The organism is Streptococcus pseudopneumoniae, assembly GCF_001073085.1.
In the GTDB taxonomy this organism is placed as follows: Bacteria; Bacillota; Bacilli; order Lactobacillales; family Streptococcaceae; genus Streptococcus; species Streptococcus pseudopneumoniae_M.
In genome coordinates this window covers 110,019-125,183 of record NZ_JVFV01000042.1, presented here as the reverse complement: position 1 = coordinate 125,183, position 15,165 = coordinate 110,019, and the positions used below count along the sequence as shown (strand labels likewise).

General features: G+C 39.4%; 13 protein-coding genes and 1 pseudogene. 4 read left to right on the top strand and 10 right to left on the bottom strand.

Features of this window, described 5'->3' with window-relative positions:
• Positions 1-24 precede the first annotated feature (24 nt).
• Positions 25-1,368, top strand: coding sequence for a DEAD/DEAH box helicase (locus ADH90_RS08980; RefSeq protein ID WP_049530947.1), 1,344 nt, complete (start codon positions 25-27; stop codon positions 1,366-1,368).
• A 299-nt stretch (positions 1,369-1,667) separates the two neighbouring features.
• Positions 1,668-1,763: pseudogene (locus tag ADH90_RS10635) on the top strand (IS3 family transposase); the annotation flags it as partial.
• A gap of 92 nt (positions 1,764-1,855) precedes the next feature.
• Here ADH90_RS10635 and ADH90_RS08975 read toward each other — a convergent pair.
• The 5 genes from ADH90_RS08975 to guaA all read right to left on the bottom strand — a co-directional run bounded on the left by ADH90_RS08975 (position 1,856) and on the right by guaA (position 8,189).
• Positions 1,856-2,857 carry a sensor histidine kinase gene (locus ADH90_RS08975; protein ID WP_049530946.1) on the bottom strand — a complete coding sequence of 334 codons (1,002 nt, stop codon included), beginning with the start codon at positions 2,855-2,857 and terminating at the stop codon, positions 1,856-1,858.
• Positions 2,847-3,530, bottom strand: a complete 684-nt coding sequence (locus tag ADH90_RS08970; RefSeq protein ID WP_049530945.1) for a response regulator transcription factor — start codon at positions 3,528-3,530, stop codon at positions 2,847-2,849. Before ADH90_RS08970 ends, ADH90_RS08975 begins: the two co-directional genes overlap by 11 nt.
• Before the next feature lie 32 nt (positions 3,531-3,562).
• Positions 3,563-5,617: an FtsX-like permease family protein gene (locus ADH90_RS08965; RefSeq protein WP_049530944.1), complete on the bottom strand. Its 2,055-nt coding sequence runs from the start codon at positions 5,615-5,617 to the stop codon at positions 3,563-3,565.
• Entirely contained in the window at positions 5,607-6,380 is a 774-nt protein-coding gene (locus ADH90_RS08960) for an ABC transporter ATP-binding protein (RefSeq protein WP_049530943.1), read from the bottom strand. The genes ADH90_RS08965 and ADH90_RS08960 overlap by 11 nt, the downstream gene beginning before the upstream one ends.
• Before the next feature lie 246 nt (positions 6,381-6,626).
• Positions 6,627-8,189: a glutamine-hydrolyzing GMP synthase gene (gene guaA, locus ADH90_RS08955; RefSeq protein WP_004253965.1), complete on the bottom strand. Its 1,563-nt coding sequence runs from the start codon at positions 8,187-8,189 to the stop codon at positions 6,627-6,629.
• A 140-nt stretch (positions 8,190-8,329) separates the two neighbouring features.
• Between guaA and ADH90_RS08950 the strand changes: the two genes are divergently transcribed.
• Both ADH90_RS08950 and metK read left to right on the top strand, forming a co-directional pair.
• Positions 8,330-9,028: a GntR family transcriptional regulator gene (locus ADH90_RS08950; protein ID WP_049530942.1), complete on the top strand. Its 699-nt coding sequence runs from the start codon at positions 8,330-8,332 to the stop codon at positions 9,026-9,028.
• Positions 9,029-9,266: 238 nt separating this feature from the next.
• Complete coding sequence (gene metK / locus ADH90_RS08945; RefSeq protein WP_000003967.1) at positions 9,267-10,457, top strand: methionine adenosyltransferase; 1,191 nt, start codon at positions 9,267-9,269, stop codon at positions 10,455-10,457.
• 33 nt (positions 10,458-10,490) lie between these two features.
• On the opposite strand, the gene ADH90_RS08940 is transcribed toward metK, so the two are convergent.
• The 5 genes from ADH90_RS08940 to ADH90_RS08920 form a co-directional block, all read right to left on the bottom strand.
• Positions 10,491-11,123 (bottom strand): GNAT family N-acetyltransferase, encoded by a 633-nt coding sequence (locus ADH90_RS08940; RefSeq protein ID WP_049530941.1) that lies wholly within the window; start codon positions 11,121-11,123, stop codon positions 10,491-10,493.
• Positions 11,124-11,349: 226 nt separating this feature from the next.
• A complete protein-coding gene (locus tag ADH90_RS08935) occupies positions 11,350-11,649 on the bottom strand; it encodes a DUF1827 family protein (RefSeq protein WP_000767183.1) in 300 nt (99 codons plus the stop codon).
• A 63-nt stretch (positions 11,650-11,712) separates the two neighbouring features.
• Positions 11,713-12,162 (bottom strand): NUDIX hydrolase, encoded by a 450-nt coding sequence (locus tag ADH90_RS08930; protein ID WP_049530940.1) that lies wholly within the window; start codon positions 12,160-12,162, stop codon positions 11,713-11,715.
• An 89-nt stretch (positions 12,163-12,251) separates the two neighbouring features.
• Positions 12,252-14,501, bottom strand: coding sequence for an ATP-dependent Clp protease ATP-binding subunit (locus tag ADH90_RS08925; RefSeq protein ID WP_049530939.1), 2,250 nt, complete (start codon positions 14,499-14,501; stop codon positions 12,252-12,254).
• A gap of 396 nt (positions 14,502-14,897) precedes the next feature.
• Positions 14,898-15,128, bottom strand: coding sequence for a DUF1797 family protein (locus ADH90_RS08920; protein WP_000443576.1), 231 nt, complete (start codon positions 15,126-15,128; stop codon positions 14,898-14,900).
• Positions 15,129-15,165 lie beyond the last annotated feature (37 nt).

The following is a 15,165-nucleotide window of genomic DNA, read 5'->3' as shown; positions in this document are numbered from 1 at the left end:
TAGATAGATAGAATCGAGGATATTATGTCATTTACGAAATTTAAGTTTAAAAAATATATAGAAGAAGCCTTGGAGGAGTTGAAGTTTACCACTCCAACAGAGGTGCAAGATAAGTTGATTCCTATTGTCCTAGCAGGTCGTGACTTGGTTGGTGAATCCAAAACAGGTTCAGGAAAAACTCATACCTTCTTGCTTCCAATTTTCCAACAGTTGGATGAAGAGAGCGATAGCGTGCAGGCAGTTATCACAGCTCCAAGTCGTGAATTAGCGACTCAGATTTACCAAGCTGCTCGTCAAATTGCAGGCCACTCGGATGTAGAAGTACGTGTCGTTAACTACGTTGGTGGAACAGACAAAGCGCGCCAAATTGACAAACTGGCAAGCAACCAGCCCCATATTGTTATCGGAACACCAGGTCGTATCTATGATTTGGTCAAGTCTGGCGATTTGGCTATCCACAAGGCTAAGACCTTTGTAGTCGATGAAGCTGATATGACCTTGGATATGGGATTCCTAGAGACGGTTGATAAGATTGCAGGAAGTCTTCCAAAAGACTTGCAGTTTATGGTCTTTTCAGCGACTATCCCACAAAAACTGCAACCATTCTTGAAAAAATACTTGTCAAATCCTGTCATGGAAAAAATCAAGACCAAAACAGTTATCTCAGATACCATTGATAACTGGTTGATTTCGACTAAAGGTCGTGATAAGAATGCCCAGATTTATGAATTGACTCAAGTCATGCAACCATATCTAGCCATGATTTTTGTCAATACTAAGACGCGGGCAGATGAATTGCATACATACTTAACAGCCCAAGGCTTGAAGGTTGCTAAGATTCATGGGGATATTGCACCTCGTGAACGCAAGCGAATTATGAATCAGGTGAAAAATCTTGATTTTGAATATATTGTAGCAACTGACCTAGCTGCGCGTGGTATTGATATTGAGGGTGTCAGCCACGTTATCAATGATGCTATTCCACAAGACTTGTCCTTCTTTGTCCACCGTGTTGGACGAACTGGACGTAATGGTCTACCAGGAACAGCCATTACCCTTTACCAGCCTAGTGATGACTCAGATATTCGTGAGTTGGAAAAACTAGGAATCAAGTTTACTCCTAAGATGGTTAAAGATGGAGAGTTCCAAGATACTTATGACCGTGACCGCCGTGCTAATCGTGAGAAGAAACAGGAAAAGCTGGACATCGAAATGATTGGCTTGGTTAAAAAGAAAAAGAAAAAAGTCAAACCAGGTTATAAGAAAAAAATCCAGTGGGCCGTCGATGAAAAACGCCGTAAAACCAAGCGAGCAGAAGGTCGTGCTCGCGGACGTGCAGAGCGAAAAGCCAAACGCCAAACATTTTAAGAATAAGACAGTAGAACCAAGTCGGTTTTACTGTTTTTTATAGATTTAAATCAGAATTGTCAGAATTCATAAGTAGATGATATTGGAAAACTTAAAGTTTAATCAGAACATTCTTTTAATTTTCTGAAGTTTATAGTATATTTAAATTAAAAGTTGATTTTAGGAGAAGGTAAATGAAAGATTTTATTGCTGGGATTGGTGAAATAAATGTTATTGCTTATTTGATATATATCTGTTATTGATCATCGGGTCAGAAGTGAATATCGGAAAAATAGTTTTAACCATCTTAGGTATACTTTATTGTGGACTACATTGATTACTACAACAACAAACGAATTAAAGTCAAACTAAAAGGACTTAGCCCTGTGCAATACAGAACTAAATCCTTTCAATAATTATTTGTCCAACTTTTTGGGGGCAGTACAGCTTTCCTTTTTGGTATAAAATATGTGCTTTCTATGACTAGGAGATTTTCTTAATCGAAAAATTACGAAATAGAAAGAGAGATTTCAAATCCATGCATCCATTCGGATTTTACTACGATGTCGATTTTTAAAGCATCTGCTAATTGTTTGACAAGATAGAGACCCATGCCTGTTGATTTTTTCCTTGTCTCTCCTGAATCACCTGTAAATCCTTTTTCAAAGATATGAGGGAGGTCGCAAGCTTTAACTCCACACCCATTATCCCTAATAATTAGGGTTTTGCGCCCCTTGTCACTTGACATAGAAATCTTGAGTTCTGGTTTGTCAGAGCTATATTTAAGGGCGTTGGCTAGTATTTGAGACAGGATAAATCCAAAACTGCGTTGATCGGTGTAGCAGATTCCTTGTATGTTTTCTAACTTAATCGTAAAATTCTTTTCTTTGAGCAAGGGATCAAAGTTCTCCAAAAGATCTTGGATACACTCTTCTAGGTCAAGGTCTTCAAATAGAAAATCATTTTTCTCACTTTTCACCCTGTAGTAGAATAGGATCTGTGATACATTTCCTTGGATTTGATTTTTCACATAGTCCAATTTAAAAGCAGTATCCTCAGGTAGTTGGTCACTTTGATTGTCTAAAAGGAGGGAAAGAAGCGATAAAGGAAGTTTAATCTCATGCGCCCATTTTTCAACATAGTCCTCGTACTCGGCTAGTAATGAGTTGAGTTTTCCTATTTGAGCCTGCTTTTGATAAAGTGTATCTGCTATTTTTTCAATGCTTTCTTTCTCTGAGGCACTTGATAAATTCAATAATTCAAGCTCAGTATCGATCTTAGGATTGGCTATGAAGGATTTATAGGCAGCGGCTTTTTTTCTTTCTGTTCTTATAAGTAAGAATGATAGGATGAAAAAAAGCAGGACGGTGGCTAAAATATAGAGAAGTATGAGAGCTTGAAACATTCTCACATCTGAAAGCCAAAGCAGGACAGCTGTAAATAGATCAAATGCTAAGAGAACAAGTAACCAAGGCAGATAACTAGCTAGATATTTTAGATTATGTTTCATCTGGACTTACCTCTTCTAGCTTGTAACCAATACCTCTGACGGACTTGACTTTAAGGGCAATGCCAGCCTGTTTCATCACCTTTTTCAGCCTTGCAATGTTTACTTGTAGGGCATTTTCATCGATGAACTCAGTTGTATTCCACAGTTTCATGCTTAGTTCTTCTTTTGTGACGACAGAATCAGTTGCCACTAACAAGGTTTCTAACAATTTCCCTTGATTTTGAGGGAGTAAAATCGAATGTCCGTTGATATAAAGAGTATAGGTATTTCTATCCAGCAGGAAATTATCTTTTTCAAGCAAATTTTGTCTACCTTCATAGCGTTTCAAGATGTTTTCTATACGAGCTAAGAATCTTTCTTTCTTGAAAGGTTTTGTTAAGTACTCGTCAGCTCCTAATTTTAGGGCGTAAATCTCATCTTTTAGTTGTTCACGGGAGGTGAGAACCAATATGGGCACAGAGCGTTTGGACTTGAGATTTTTACAAATTTGAAAACCTGTTTCTCCTGGTAAATTCAAATCCAGTATGATTAAATCTGTATCGTATTGCAATACTTGCTGGCTTGTATCTTTGAAGTCAGTCAACTTATCAACTTGATAACCCGCTTTCTCTAACAAAATGACAATTTCATCTCGAATCAAAGCTTCGTCTTCAATAACCAGAATATGCTTCATATCGGCTCCTCCTTTTCCTATTTTATTCTACCTTATTCATCTCTTTTGGGTTCCATTAATGACAACAAGTACTTGTTGCTATTTTTCTTTACAATTCTTATATAGATGACTTCAAATCCAGCTAACAGTAGTATTATCAGCATGGCTGTGATAAATTTCTGCCCCATGGCCATTCTTGCACTGGCTGGTACTATTCCTGTGAGGAGGGAGCTCACGCCGAAGCTACTACTGATAAGTGCAAGAGCTATTGGCAGACCAAAATACCAATTGATTTGCTTTTCTGAAGATTTACAAAGAGTTTCGTAGTTTGCTCCAAGATGGATTAAGGTCTGGTATCGTCTGTAGGATTGTCTTTGTCCCATCAAAAACTGAACGCCGATAATTGTATTTGCGACAACAAGGAAGATGATAGCCAGATAGATGCTGATATAGCTGGCAGAGATAATGTAAAATAATTGTCTTCCCATATTTTGTATATAACTTTCATAGCCAAGAGGGCTTTGATTCAGCTTTTTATTGGTATCTGAGATAGCTTTCATCAGGCCTTTTTCCTTGACTAGCTCAGGAGCCAAGATACCACTAACATAATTTGAATACCGACCATCTGTATAGCTCATAAAGGTCTCATCTGGGACTATGAGGGCTACAGAAATGGTTATTTCACGATCCGTTACAATCGGTAAAGACTGAACCTCTCCAATCAATTTTACATCATTTCCCATGACTTTGATTTGAGGATTTGTTTTCAGAACAGAGTTAACTAGATTCTCATCCGGGAGAAAATCTTTTCCCATATACAAGCAGGCTTCCTTGTTTGTTAATTCTAGAGGAGGGAGATTGGCAGCCTTTCTAAGTTCATTGTATTCAGAAACTGGTATGAGGTGGGAAGTAGTAGACTGTTTAAATTTATGGAGCAAAATTTCCTTGTTCTTGCTGTCTTTTTGCTTTTTCAACTCCTTGATGACCTCTTCGAAGGACACGGACTTGTGTTCTTTCGGTTCGCCCACTTTGATTTGTAGAATCTTTGAAAACTGTGATGCCAGTCCAGCAGCTTCAAGCTCTTTTTTAACTGTATTTACATCAAGATTTTCATCTGTTTCCTGCTTGCTATCTCTAAATGTATAATCCAAAACATGGGTATGATTGCCTGAATTGCCACTTGCAATGGCAACACCTGCTCCAAAGAGGCACAAGGCAGAGAAGATTAAGAGGGAGCAGATAGCCAGTATAGTTGAGCGCTGGATAACTAATTCCTGAATCTGTCTAAAATTATAGGTGTGGAGTTTTCGATTGCTTCCAAGCTTGACCAAAAAGTCTATAAACAAACGCATACCAAAGAAGAGTAGTATAGTTCCTAGAGTCCCCAAGAGAACAGTGATGCCCATTGTTATGACATTTTCCCAAGCTCGTCCACTCATCCCCAAGTAATAGGCTGTTCCTAGAAGCAAAATTCCGAGGACAGAAGCAAGAAGGTACACACCCTTGGGGAGTAGTTTCTTCATACCAGAAGGAGAATAGGATAGCAGATCTCCGATTTCCTTATTGGCTGTTTTTGCACTTAAAAGAATAAAGACAGCTAATTTTACGGCTAGGAAACCGATGATTGTATAGAATAGAGCTGTAGTAGATAGAGAAAATTGATGTTCAATAATCCCTAGCCCAACAATTTTAGCGGTTATTAGGCTAATCAGTTCTGAAATCAAGATTGAAATTGGAAGACCTATTCCAAGGGCAAGGATACTGTTTCTCAAATCCTCGAGTAGGAGCAGCAAGAACAGTTTGCTTCTTCGCATCCCTAGCGTTAGATAGACACCAAATTCATGTTTTCTCCTTTCCATCTGCATACTGCTTGCGAAGTAGACTAGAAAAAAGAGAATAAAGAGGGTTGCTACATAAAGAATGGGAATCATGCTAAAGAGTTTATTTATAGCGTCACTCTCTATTTGTTTGAGAAAGATCATCACATCTTGATGGGACAAAGAAAGGATGATGTAAAAGGAGATAATAGAAAGAACCATGGAACTGAAATACAAGCCATTATTCTTTCGATCCCTCTTGCTATTTCTTGAGACTAATTTAGAAAACATTGCCATCACCTCCAGCCAGTGCAGACATGACCTTTAGTATTCTGTGGTAGAAATCTTCTTGACTTTCTCTTGGATAATCGCGTCGAATTTCATGGAATAGTTTTCCGTCTTGGATAAACAAGATGCGATTGCAAAAGCTGGCAGCGACTGAATCGTGGGTCACCATGAGAATGGTGGTTTCTTCCACTTGATTCATTTCGGATAATTTTTGCATCAAAATGGTCGCATTTTTTGAATCCAAAGCTCCTGTGGGCTCATCTGCAAATACAATCTTAGGGTCTAAAATCAAGGCACGCGCAGCAGCTACCCTTTGCCGTTGACCACCTGATAATTGAGATGGGAACTTATCCAGAAGTTCAGAAATATCTAGATATTGGGAAAGCAATTCTAACCGAACCTTGCTTTCGTTGGCATCGACCTTGTGCAAAGACAAGGGGAGTAAAATATTTTCTTTGGCTGTCAGATTGTCCAAAAGCTCAAAATTTTGAAAGAGGTAACCAATTTCCTTGCCACGATAATCAGCTAACTGACTACCTTTTAACTGACCTAAATCTTTTTCTTGCATTTGAATGGAGCCGTCAGTTGGTTTGATGATAGTAGCGAGACAGTTAAGAAGGGTTGTTTTCCCAGAACCACTGCTCCCCATAATCCCTAAGAACTCACCTTTGACAACTTGAAAAGATATACCGTTCAAGGCTTTGGTGATATTCGGCTCTTTTCCATAATACTTTTTTAATGATTCTACTCGTAAAATTGTTTCCATGTGAAACACCTCCATCTTTTGTTACTTTCATTATAATATGAATCAGAGTAGAATAACACTTACGGATGATGTAAGAAATCTTTATCATTAGGTTATTGGAGCTATACTTACTATATTATAGCATGGTTTCAAGGATTTAAAAAGAGGAGTTGAGAGTCGAGAAATTTTCCTAATATTGAAATTATAAAAAATAATACCACTGTAGTCCATGCTCCAGCAGTATTATTTATTATTTTATAGGAAACTTTATTCCCACTCAACAGTTGCAGGTGGTTTACTTGTGATATCGTAGACGATACGGTTAACGTGGTCAACTTCGTTTACGATGCGCACAGAGATTTTTTGGAGGACTTCCCAAGGGATCTTAGCGAAGTCAGCTGTCATACCATCGATAGAAGTGATAGCACGGATAGCAATGGTGTAGTCATAAGTACGACCGTCCCCCATAACACCTACTGAACGAACGCCAGTGTTAACAGTGAAATATTGCCAGATATCGCGGTCAAGACCTGCTTTGGCAATTTCTTCACGAAGGATAGCGTCTGATTCGCGAACTGTTTCAAGTTTCTCTTCAGTAATTTCCCCCATAACACGGATAGCAAGTCCTGGACCTGGGAATGGTTGGCGCCATACGATGTGGTCTGGCATACCAAGTTCTGTACCAAGGGCACGAACTTCATCCTTGTAAAGAGTGTTGAGTGGCTCGATCAGTTCAAACTGCATGTCTTCTGGAAGTCCACCTACGTTGTGGTGAGACTTGATGGTTTGAGCAGTATCGGTACCAGACTCAATCACGTCTGTATAAAGAGTTCCTTGAGCAAGGAATTTCACATCTGTTAGTTTGCTTGCTTCGTCATCAAAGACATAAACAAACTCGTTACCGATAATCTTCCGTTTTTGTTCAGGATCAGATACACCAGCCAATTTATCAAGGAAACGTTTGGCAGCATCTGCTTTGACAATGTTCAAACCAAACTTACCACCAAGCATATCCATAACTTGGTCAGCTTCACCTTTACGGAGAAGACCGTGGTCTACAAAGATACAGATCAATTGATCCCCGATGGCTTTTTGGAGAAGAACCCCAACAACAGAAGAGTCAACACCACCAGAAAGTCCGAGGAGAACACGTTTATCTCCAACTTTTTCACGGATTTGTTTGATTTGCATCTCGATGAAGTTATCCATAGTCCAGTCACCTTTGGCACCACAGATGTTTAAGGCAAAGTTACGGAGGATATCATAACCGTGAACTGAGTGGCGAACTTCTGGGTGGAATTGGATACCGTAAATTTTCTTATCAGGGTTTTCAATAGATGCGTAAGGACAGTCAGCAGAAGTTCCAGTACGGACAAAATCAGCAGGAATTTCTGTAACAGCATCCCCATGGCTCATCAAGACAAGTTGCTCATCTGGAGTACCCGCAAAAAGAGCTGATTCTGTGTGAGTCAATGTTGATTGACCGTATTCACGGTTACCAGCATCGCCTGCAGGAACAACCTTACCACCAAGCTTGTGAGTCAATAGCTGCATACCATAGCAGATTCCCAAAATCGGAATTCCAAGTTCAAAAATCTCTGGATCAATATCAAACGATCCTTCTTCGTAAACAGAGTTTGGACCACCTGAAAGTACAATCCCGATAGGATTGATAGCACGGACTTCGTCAGCCGAAATCTTGTGACTTTTTAGTTCTGAAAAGACACCAATCTCACGGATACGACGTGAGATGAGTTGGTTGTACTGGCTACCATAGTCCAGTACGATGATCTTTTCGACATCTTGCAAATCAGTTGAAATGTTGCTCATCTTTTCCCTTTCTTAAAAGAAATATCTTCTTGAATATTCTATCATAAAAGGGTTAGAATTACCAACCAAACAAGCGCGGTTTGACTTTTCCCTATGAGATAGGGTACAATGGAAAAAATAAAGAAAAGAAGTGAGCAAGCATGTTACCAGCTTATATGAAAATCCACGACCAAATCAAGAAAGACATTGATGAGGGAAGTTGGAAAATTGGGGAAAGACTTCCAAGTGAGCGAGATTTAGCTGAGGAATTTGAAGTTAGCCGTATGACTCTGCGTCAAGCCATCTCCCTTTTGGTCGAGGAGGGGGTTTTGGAGCGTCGTGTGGGTAGCGGGACCTTTGTTTCTAGTACTCGTGTTCAGGAAAAAATGCGTGGGACAACTAGTTTTACGGAGATTGTAAAAGCTCAGGGTAAAACACCATCGAGTCATCTGATTTCCTATCGTCGAACGATCCCTAATGAGCAAGAAGTTGAAAAATTAGGGATTAAGGCCACTGAAAATATTATCCGTATGGAACGTGTTCGTTATGCAGATCAAGTTCCTGTAGTCTACGAGGTAGCTTCTATTCCTGAGAAATTTATCAAAATTTTTAAGAAAGAAGAAGTAACCAAGCACTTCTTTCAAACCTTGCAGAAACATGGTTATCGGATTGGTAAATCTCACCAGACTATATATGCTCGCTTAGCCAAGGAAAAAATTGCTCATTATCTGGAAGTGGAAAAGGGGCATGCAATTTTAGGGCTTACTCAAGTTTCTTACTTTGATGATGGTACAGCTTTCGAGTATGTAAAGAGCCAATACGTCGGAGAACGTTTTGAGTTTTATCTAGAAAATAATTAGTTTTAACAATACTCTTGGAGTAAAATCAGATCTACTTTAAGAGTTTTTTTTATTTGGTTTGGATTAGAAAATGTTTTCCTTCTGAGAAAAATAGTAATCATACGAGTATTTTTCAAAGATTCGTGTTATAATAGTTAGGTTATATGGTCCCGATAAGGTGGTAGTGAAGGTCGTTTATCGATTCTCTACCAGTACTTTGTAACTCTATAACGAATATTTTTTAAGGGGGGACATTTTTATGTCAGAACGTAAATTATTCACGTCTGAATCTGTATCTGAGGGGCATCCAGATAAGATTGCAGACCAAATTTCAGATGCTATCTTGGATGCTATTTTAGAGCAAGATCCAGAAGCCCACGTTGCTGCTGAAACAGCTGTTTATACTGGTTCAGTTCATGTTTTTGGTGAAATTTCGACCAATGCCTATGTAGATATTAACCGTGTGGTACGTGATACGATTGCAGAGATTGGCTATACTAATACAGAGTATGGATTTTCTGCTGAGACCGTAGGAGTTCACCCATCATTGGTAGAACAATCTCCTGATATCGCCCAAGGTGTTAATGAAGCCTTGGAAGTTCGTGGAAATGCTGATCAAGATCCACTTGATTTGATTGGAGCTGGAGACCAAGGTCTCATGTTTGGTTTTGCGGTTAATGAAACTGAAGAACTCATGCCATTGCCAATCTCACTCAGCCACAAGTTGGTTCGTCGCTTGGCAGAACTACGTAAGTCTGGTGAAATTAGCTATCTTCGTCCAGATGCTAAATCTCAAGTTACTGTTGAATATGATGAAAATGACCAGCCAGTGCGCGTGGATACAGTCGTTATTTCAACCCAACATGATCCAGAAGTGAGCAATGAACAAATTCATGAAGATGTGATTAACAAGGTTATCAAAGAAGTCATTCCAGCTTCTTATCTTGATGATGAGACTAAATTCTTTATCAATCCAACAGGTCGTTTCGTTATCGGAGGACCTCAAGGAGACTCAGGTTTGACAGGTCGTAAGATCATCGTGGATACTTATGGTGGCTACTCACGTCATGGTGGTGGTGCCTTCTCTGGTAAAGATGCCACTAAGGTTGACCGTTCAGCTTCTTATGCAGCTCGCTACATTGCAAAAAACATCGTTGCAGCAGGACTTGCTAAGAAGGCAGAAGTTCAATTGGCTTATGCCATTGGTGTAGCTCAACCTGTATCTGTTCGTATCGATACTTTTGGTACTGGAACAGTAGCTGAAAGCAAGCTTGAAAAAGCAGCACGTCAAATCTTTGACCTTCGTCCAGCAGGAATCATCCAAATGCTTGATCTCAAACGTCCAATCTACCGTCAAACAGCGGCTTATGGACACATGGGACGTACAGATATCGATCTTCCATGGGAACGCTTGGATAAGGTTGATGCCTTGAAAGAAGCAGTTAAATAAAGTAAAAAGGAGTTGATTTAAACTCCTTTTTTGTTATTTATTGATAGTCTTTAAAAAAGCCCAGTTACCAATGGACTTAGTCCCGTACTCTAACTCCATAAAATCTAGCAATACATAATCATTCTTTTTATAGAATGGAACATTTTTTTCTGTACTGGTAATGAGTCCTAAGCGCTTGCAGCCCTTGGATTGGACATAAGGCTCAACTGCGTCTCTAAGAAAAGCACTGCCCACTCCTTGCCCTTTAAGGTATGGATTGACCGCAAGGAGCATCAAATACCAGTCAAAGCTATTTGATTTTTTCAAATGTTCTTCGGAACGGTCTACTAAATCAAGATACTTCAAAAAATTTCGAGGGCTAATGTGGCGAAACAGTTTTATGACACCATTTAGTAAGTAAGATAGGATAGAAAAATCCTTTTGTTGTAAAAGTGCGATAGCCAGAATCTCTCCATCTTGTTCAGCTACTAAACAGGTCTCTTCTTTGATATAGAGGCGAGTCAGGAGACTTTCCAATAGTTCTAAAAAAGCAGGATAGTTTTCAGGTTTCTTGAGATCATCTATGATTAGAGTTAAAAATGGATAGTCAAAGAAGCTGTCGGCTACAACTTTTCCAATTTTTTGGTATTCGTCTAGCCTTGCCTTTCTGTATACTATTTTCTCCATTGATGAGCTCCTTTTTGAATGTTAGTAAATTATAATAGTAGAATTAATTATTTTGATGATTAAGTACCGAGTTATTACAAAAATATTACCCAATTTAGTCAGTTGAAGGATTGTTAGAAAACTCTTTCTGTAACACTGAATCTGATTCCAGAATATCGGATTAGACAGACAAAGAACACTCTAAAAAGTTAGAATTTTTAGAGTGTAGCTCAAATATTGTTAAGTTTTATTTTGTAGGGATTGAGATTTCAATCAATTTTTCAGAGTAGAGGGTCTTGATATTAGCTTCATCGATATTTTGCTTTTCGATCTTGCGATTCAAGAAAAATTCTTGGATTTTTTCTATTTCTTGTTCGCGGATAGCACGATGTTTATTGGAAATGAGGATTTCATAATGAAGCGGTGCCTGAGTAAAGATAACATCAGTATTGCCTGCCGAGTAGACTTCTACGAGTGTAGCGTCGGTACTCTCCAGTTGGCTTTTAACAAGGTTTGAGTGAGAATTAGTAGTGTTGATGAGCTTCATAGGCTTTCCTCCTGTGTTTCTATTTCTATTATAGCACTTTTTGGAAAAATTGGAAAAGTTAATTTAAACTTGATGCTGTTTTTTCCAAGCTTCAATTGCCCATTTATGACTGCCACGTTTTAAGTTAGCAATGGCTTCATCGATTGGGAACCAAGCTAGATGATTAAAATCTTCTAAAGGTTTTTGAATTTCTTGATAAGAAGTGGCTTCATAGAGATAGGCTGGGTTATAGTAGTAGGTATCACGATGACTAGAATAGAAATACTCATCCGCTTGTCCATAATAGGTGCCGATTTCAGCAGTAAAACCCAACTCTTCAATTAGTTCTCGTTTGAGAGCTTCGAGATGGTTTTCGCCTGCTTCAATCTCCCCACCAGGTAAGAACCATGCACCATTTGGAGCTTGGACGAGGATAATCTTTTCGTGGTTTGCATCAGGTATGACTGCATAAACGCCATATCTATTTTTGTAGGTTACTCCCTCTTTTTTTTCTCCAAATGTTGGATTTGCCATAAATTTCTCCTTCGTGAGTGCGCTTTCTTTCTATAATAGTAAAGAATGTTCTCACTGTCAAGCAAGAACATTCTTTTGTATGTGAGGAACTAGTCGTTTGACTCGACCGTTTCCGTTTTATTTTTGGACTTAATCACGATTTTACCTTTACTTGTCATGACTGCCTTGAGGTCTTTTTCACTAGGATTTTCAAGGTAGTAGTCTGTAATGGCATCTTCGATATAGTCTTGGATGGTACGACGGAGTGGACGAGCTCCCATTTTTGGATCGTAACCAAGGTCTACAAGTTTTTCTTTGACCTTTTCTGTGACATCGAGATGGATATTATTGCTGGAAAGTCGCTTATTCACATCATCTAGCATGAGGTCAACGATTTGAAGGAGATTTTCCTTGCTGAGAGCCTTGAATTCGATAATGCCGTCAAAACGGTTCATGAATTCTGGACTAAAGAAGTTGCCTAATTCTCCAAGAACAGAGTTGGTACGACCTTCTCTAGCAGCACCAAAACCAACGCTAGCTTCTGCCTTACCTGTACCTGCATTTGAGGTCATGATAATGATGGCATCCTTAAAGCTAACAGTCCGACCTTGACCATCTGTTAAACGACCATCATCCAAGACTTGAAGGAACATATGCATAACATCTGGATGGGCTTTTTCAACTTCATCCAAGAGGATCAGTGAGTAGGGGTTACGACGAACCTTTTCAGTCAATTGTCCAGCCTCATCATAGCCGACGTATCCTGGAGGAGCACCGACGAGTTTAGCAACGCTGTGTTTTTCCATGTATTCACTCATATCAAAGCGAATCATGCTATCAGCAGAACCAAAGAGTTCGATGGCCAGTTGTTTAGAGAGTTCTGTTTTACCGACACCTGTAGGACCAACAAAGAGGAAGCTACCAATTGGACGGTTTGGTGTTCCAAGCCCAACACGGTTACGACGGATAGCCTTAGCAATCTTATCGACAGCATCATCTTGACCAATAACATGAGCCTTGAGGTCATCTGCTAGGTTGATCAGTTGAGACTGTTCTTTTTCTTTCAAATCACCAACTGGGATATTGGTCTTTTGTTCGATGATGTGTTCGATTGTTTTTTCACTGATGATTGGGGTATCCTGATCCGTTACCTTGGTCTTTTGCATTTCCTTATATTTAGCAATCTGGTCACGGAAGTAGGCTGCTTTTTCAAAGTCTTCATCGCGGGTTGCTTGTGCCTTGAGATTTTCTGCTTCGATTAAACGTTGGTCGATGACCTTTGGATCCACAAAATTTAAGGTTAAGTTCATTTTAGAACCAGCTTCATCTAGGAGGTCAATGGCCTTATCCGGCAAGAAACGATCTTGGATATAGCGGTTAGAGAGAGTAGCAGCTGCTTCGATAGCTCCGTCAGTATAATGAACGTGGTGGTAATCTTCGTATTTCTTTTGAATACCTTTAAGAATAATAATAGTCTCTTCCACAGTTGGTTCATCAACTTTGACAGGTTGCATACGGCGCTCAAGGGCTGCATCTTTTTCGATGATGCGATATTCATTGAGGGTAGTAGCACCAACTAGTTGGAGTTCGCCGCGAGCAAGAGCTGGTTTGAGGATATTTCCTGCATCCATATTTCCTTCTCCAGCAGAACCAGCACCGACGATTTCGTGAATTTCGTCAATGAAGAGGATGACATCTTTACGCTTACGAATTTCTTCCATGAGTTTTTGCATGCGTTCTTCGAACTGTCCACGAATTCCTGTACCTTGGACAAGGCTGACAACATCTAGGCGAATGACTTCTTTCCCTTGAAGTTTATGGGGAACATCACCATCAACAATTTTCTGAGCTAAGCCCTCGACAACGGCTGTCTTACCAACACCAGGCTCACCGATAAGGACAGGGTTGTTTTTGGTTCTACGGTTGAGAATTTCAATAACGCGGATGATTTCTTCGTCACGACCAATCACAGGGTCGATATTTCCACGACGGGCAATCTCAGTAACATTGATACCATATTCATCCAAGAGTCCTTTTTCCTGACTAGGAGGAGGAGTTTGAGCCGGCCCACGATTTTGGGAACCATAGCCACCATTACCGCCGTATCCACCACCTGACTGGGTAGGAGGAGTATTGCTATTAGAAGAAGGTCTAAAGTTGTTCAGGTCGTTAAAGAAATCTCCAAATGGATCGAAATCACGATTGTTTAAATCTGTAATTCCTTTAAATAAGCTATTGTTAGGATCTGTTTTGATAATTTTGTAGCAATTTTGGCAAAGATCGATTTGCTTTTGTTGTCCATTGAGATTGGTATAAAGATGAATCGTTGAGTCATTGATTTTACAGTTTTGACAGAGCATACCGCCACCTCATTTCTTTCTTAGTCTTGACTAAATCTAAAAGGTCAAAAATAGTCAAACAAGTATATAATTTAATTATATCATGATTATTGGGCAATTCAAGTAAAAAGATTGGATACTAGCACTATAAATAGTAGAGCGCTAATTATGAGAAAATCTTGATAGTAAGAAAAAAATCCTATTTGTCATACAAAAAGGATTCTCGTTGGTGAAAGGCGGTGGGACAGAAATCGATAGACAAAGTCTCGATTTCGTAGTCCCAGCCCCGCGAAGATGATTAGGAGTTTTGGGAGTCTAAAAGACGAACGAAAAGTCCAATCAGCTACCGCGTCAAAGTTTGATTGCTAATAAAAAGTGAGGTCGGGATCTTTTGTCCCAACCTCTGTATATCTATTATTAGTATAGAAGTTCGTAAATTTCCATCGCAATCAAGTCGATGCTGTCAAAAGTATATGTTTCACGAGCTTCAACATCACGAAGTGTAAAGATTGGGCCATTTTCTTCATCATGGTTAAAAGCAACTTCAGCTACAACAACTCCCTCGCGCTCAAAGTTACGTTTTAAGTTACCACCATCTTTTGTCATTGCTTCTAGGCGGTTGATGATTCTAACCAAATGTGATTCCATTTTGATTCTCCTCCATTTCTTATCGTTACTATTTTAC

What these genes read in the sequence shown, in the direction of transcription:
- ADH90_RS08935 (WP_000767183.1), bottom strand. Translation starts at nt 11,649, where the DNA reads ATGAAGCTCATCAACACTACTAATTCTCACTCAAACCTTGTTAAAAGC.
- guaA (WP_004253965.1), bottom strand. Translation starts at nt 8,189, where the DNA reads ATGAGCAACATTTCAACTGATTTGCAAGATGTCGAAAAGATCATCGTA.
- ADH90_RS08940 (WP_049530941.1), bottom strand. Translation starts at nt 11,123, where the DNA reads ATGGAGAAAATAGTATACAGAAAGGCAAGGCTAGACGAATACCAAAAA.
- metK (WP_000003967.1), top strand. Translation starts at nt 9,267, where the DNA reads ATGTCAGAACGTAAATTATTCACGTCTGAATCTGTATCTGAGGGGCAT.
- ADH90_RS08975 (WP_049530946.1), bottom strand. Translation starts at nt 2,857, where the DNA reads ATGAAACATAATCTAAAATATCTAGCTAGTTATCTGCCTTGGTTACTT.
- ADH90_RS08970 (WP_049530945.1), bottom strand. Translation starts at nt 3,530, where the DNA reads ATGAAGCATATTCTGGTTATTGAAGACGAAGCTTTGATTCGAGATGAA.
- ADH90_RS08965 (WP_049530944.1), bottom strand. Translation starts at nt 5,617, where the DNA reads ATGTTTTCTAAATTAGTCTCAAGAAATAGCAAGAGGGATCGAAAGAAT.
- ADH90_RS08950 (WP_049530942.1), top strand. Translation starts at nt 8,330, where the DNA reads ATGTTACCAGCTTATATGAAAATCCACGACCAAATCAAGAAAGACATT.
- ADH90_RS08980 (WP_049530947.1), top strand. Translation starts at nt 25, where the DNA reads ATGTCATTTACGAAATTTAAGTTTAAAAAATATATAGAAGAAGCCTTG.
- ADH90_RS08920 (WP_000443576.1), bottom strand. Translation starts at nt 15,128, where the DNA reads ATGGAATCACATTTGGTTAGAATCATCAACCGCCTAGAAGCAATGACA.
- ADH90_RS08960 (WP_049530943.1), bottom strand. Translation starts at nt 6,380, where the DNA reads ATGGAAACAATTTTACGAGTAGAATCATTAAAAAAGTATTATGGAAAA.
- ADH90_RS08930 (WP_049530940.1), bottom strand. Translation starts at nt 12,162, where the DNA reads ATGGCAAATCCAACATTTGGAGAAAAAAAAGAGGGAGTAACCTACAAA.
- ADH90_RS08925 (WP_049530939.1), bottom strand. Translation starts at nt 14,501, where the DNA reads ATGCTCTGTCAAAACTGTAAAATCAATGACTCAACGATTCATCTTTAT.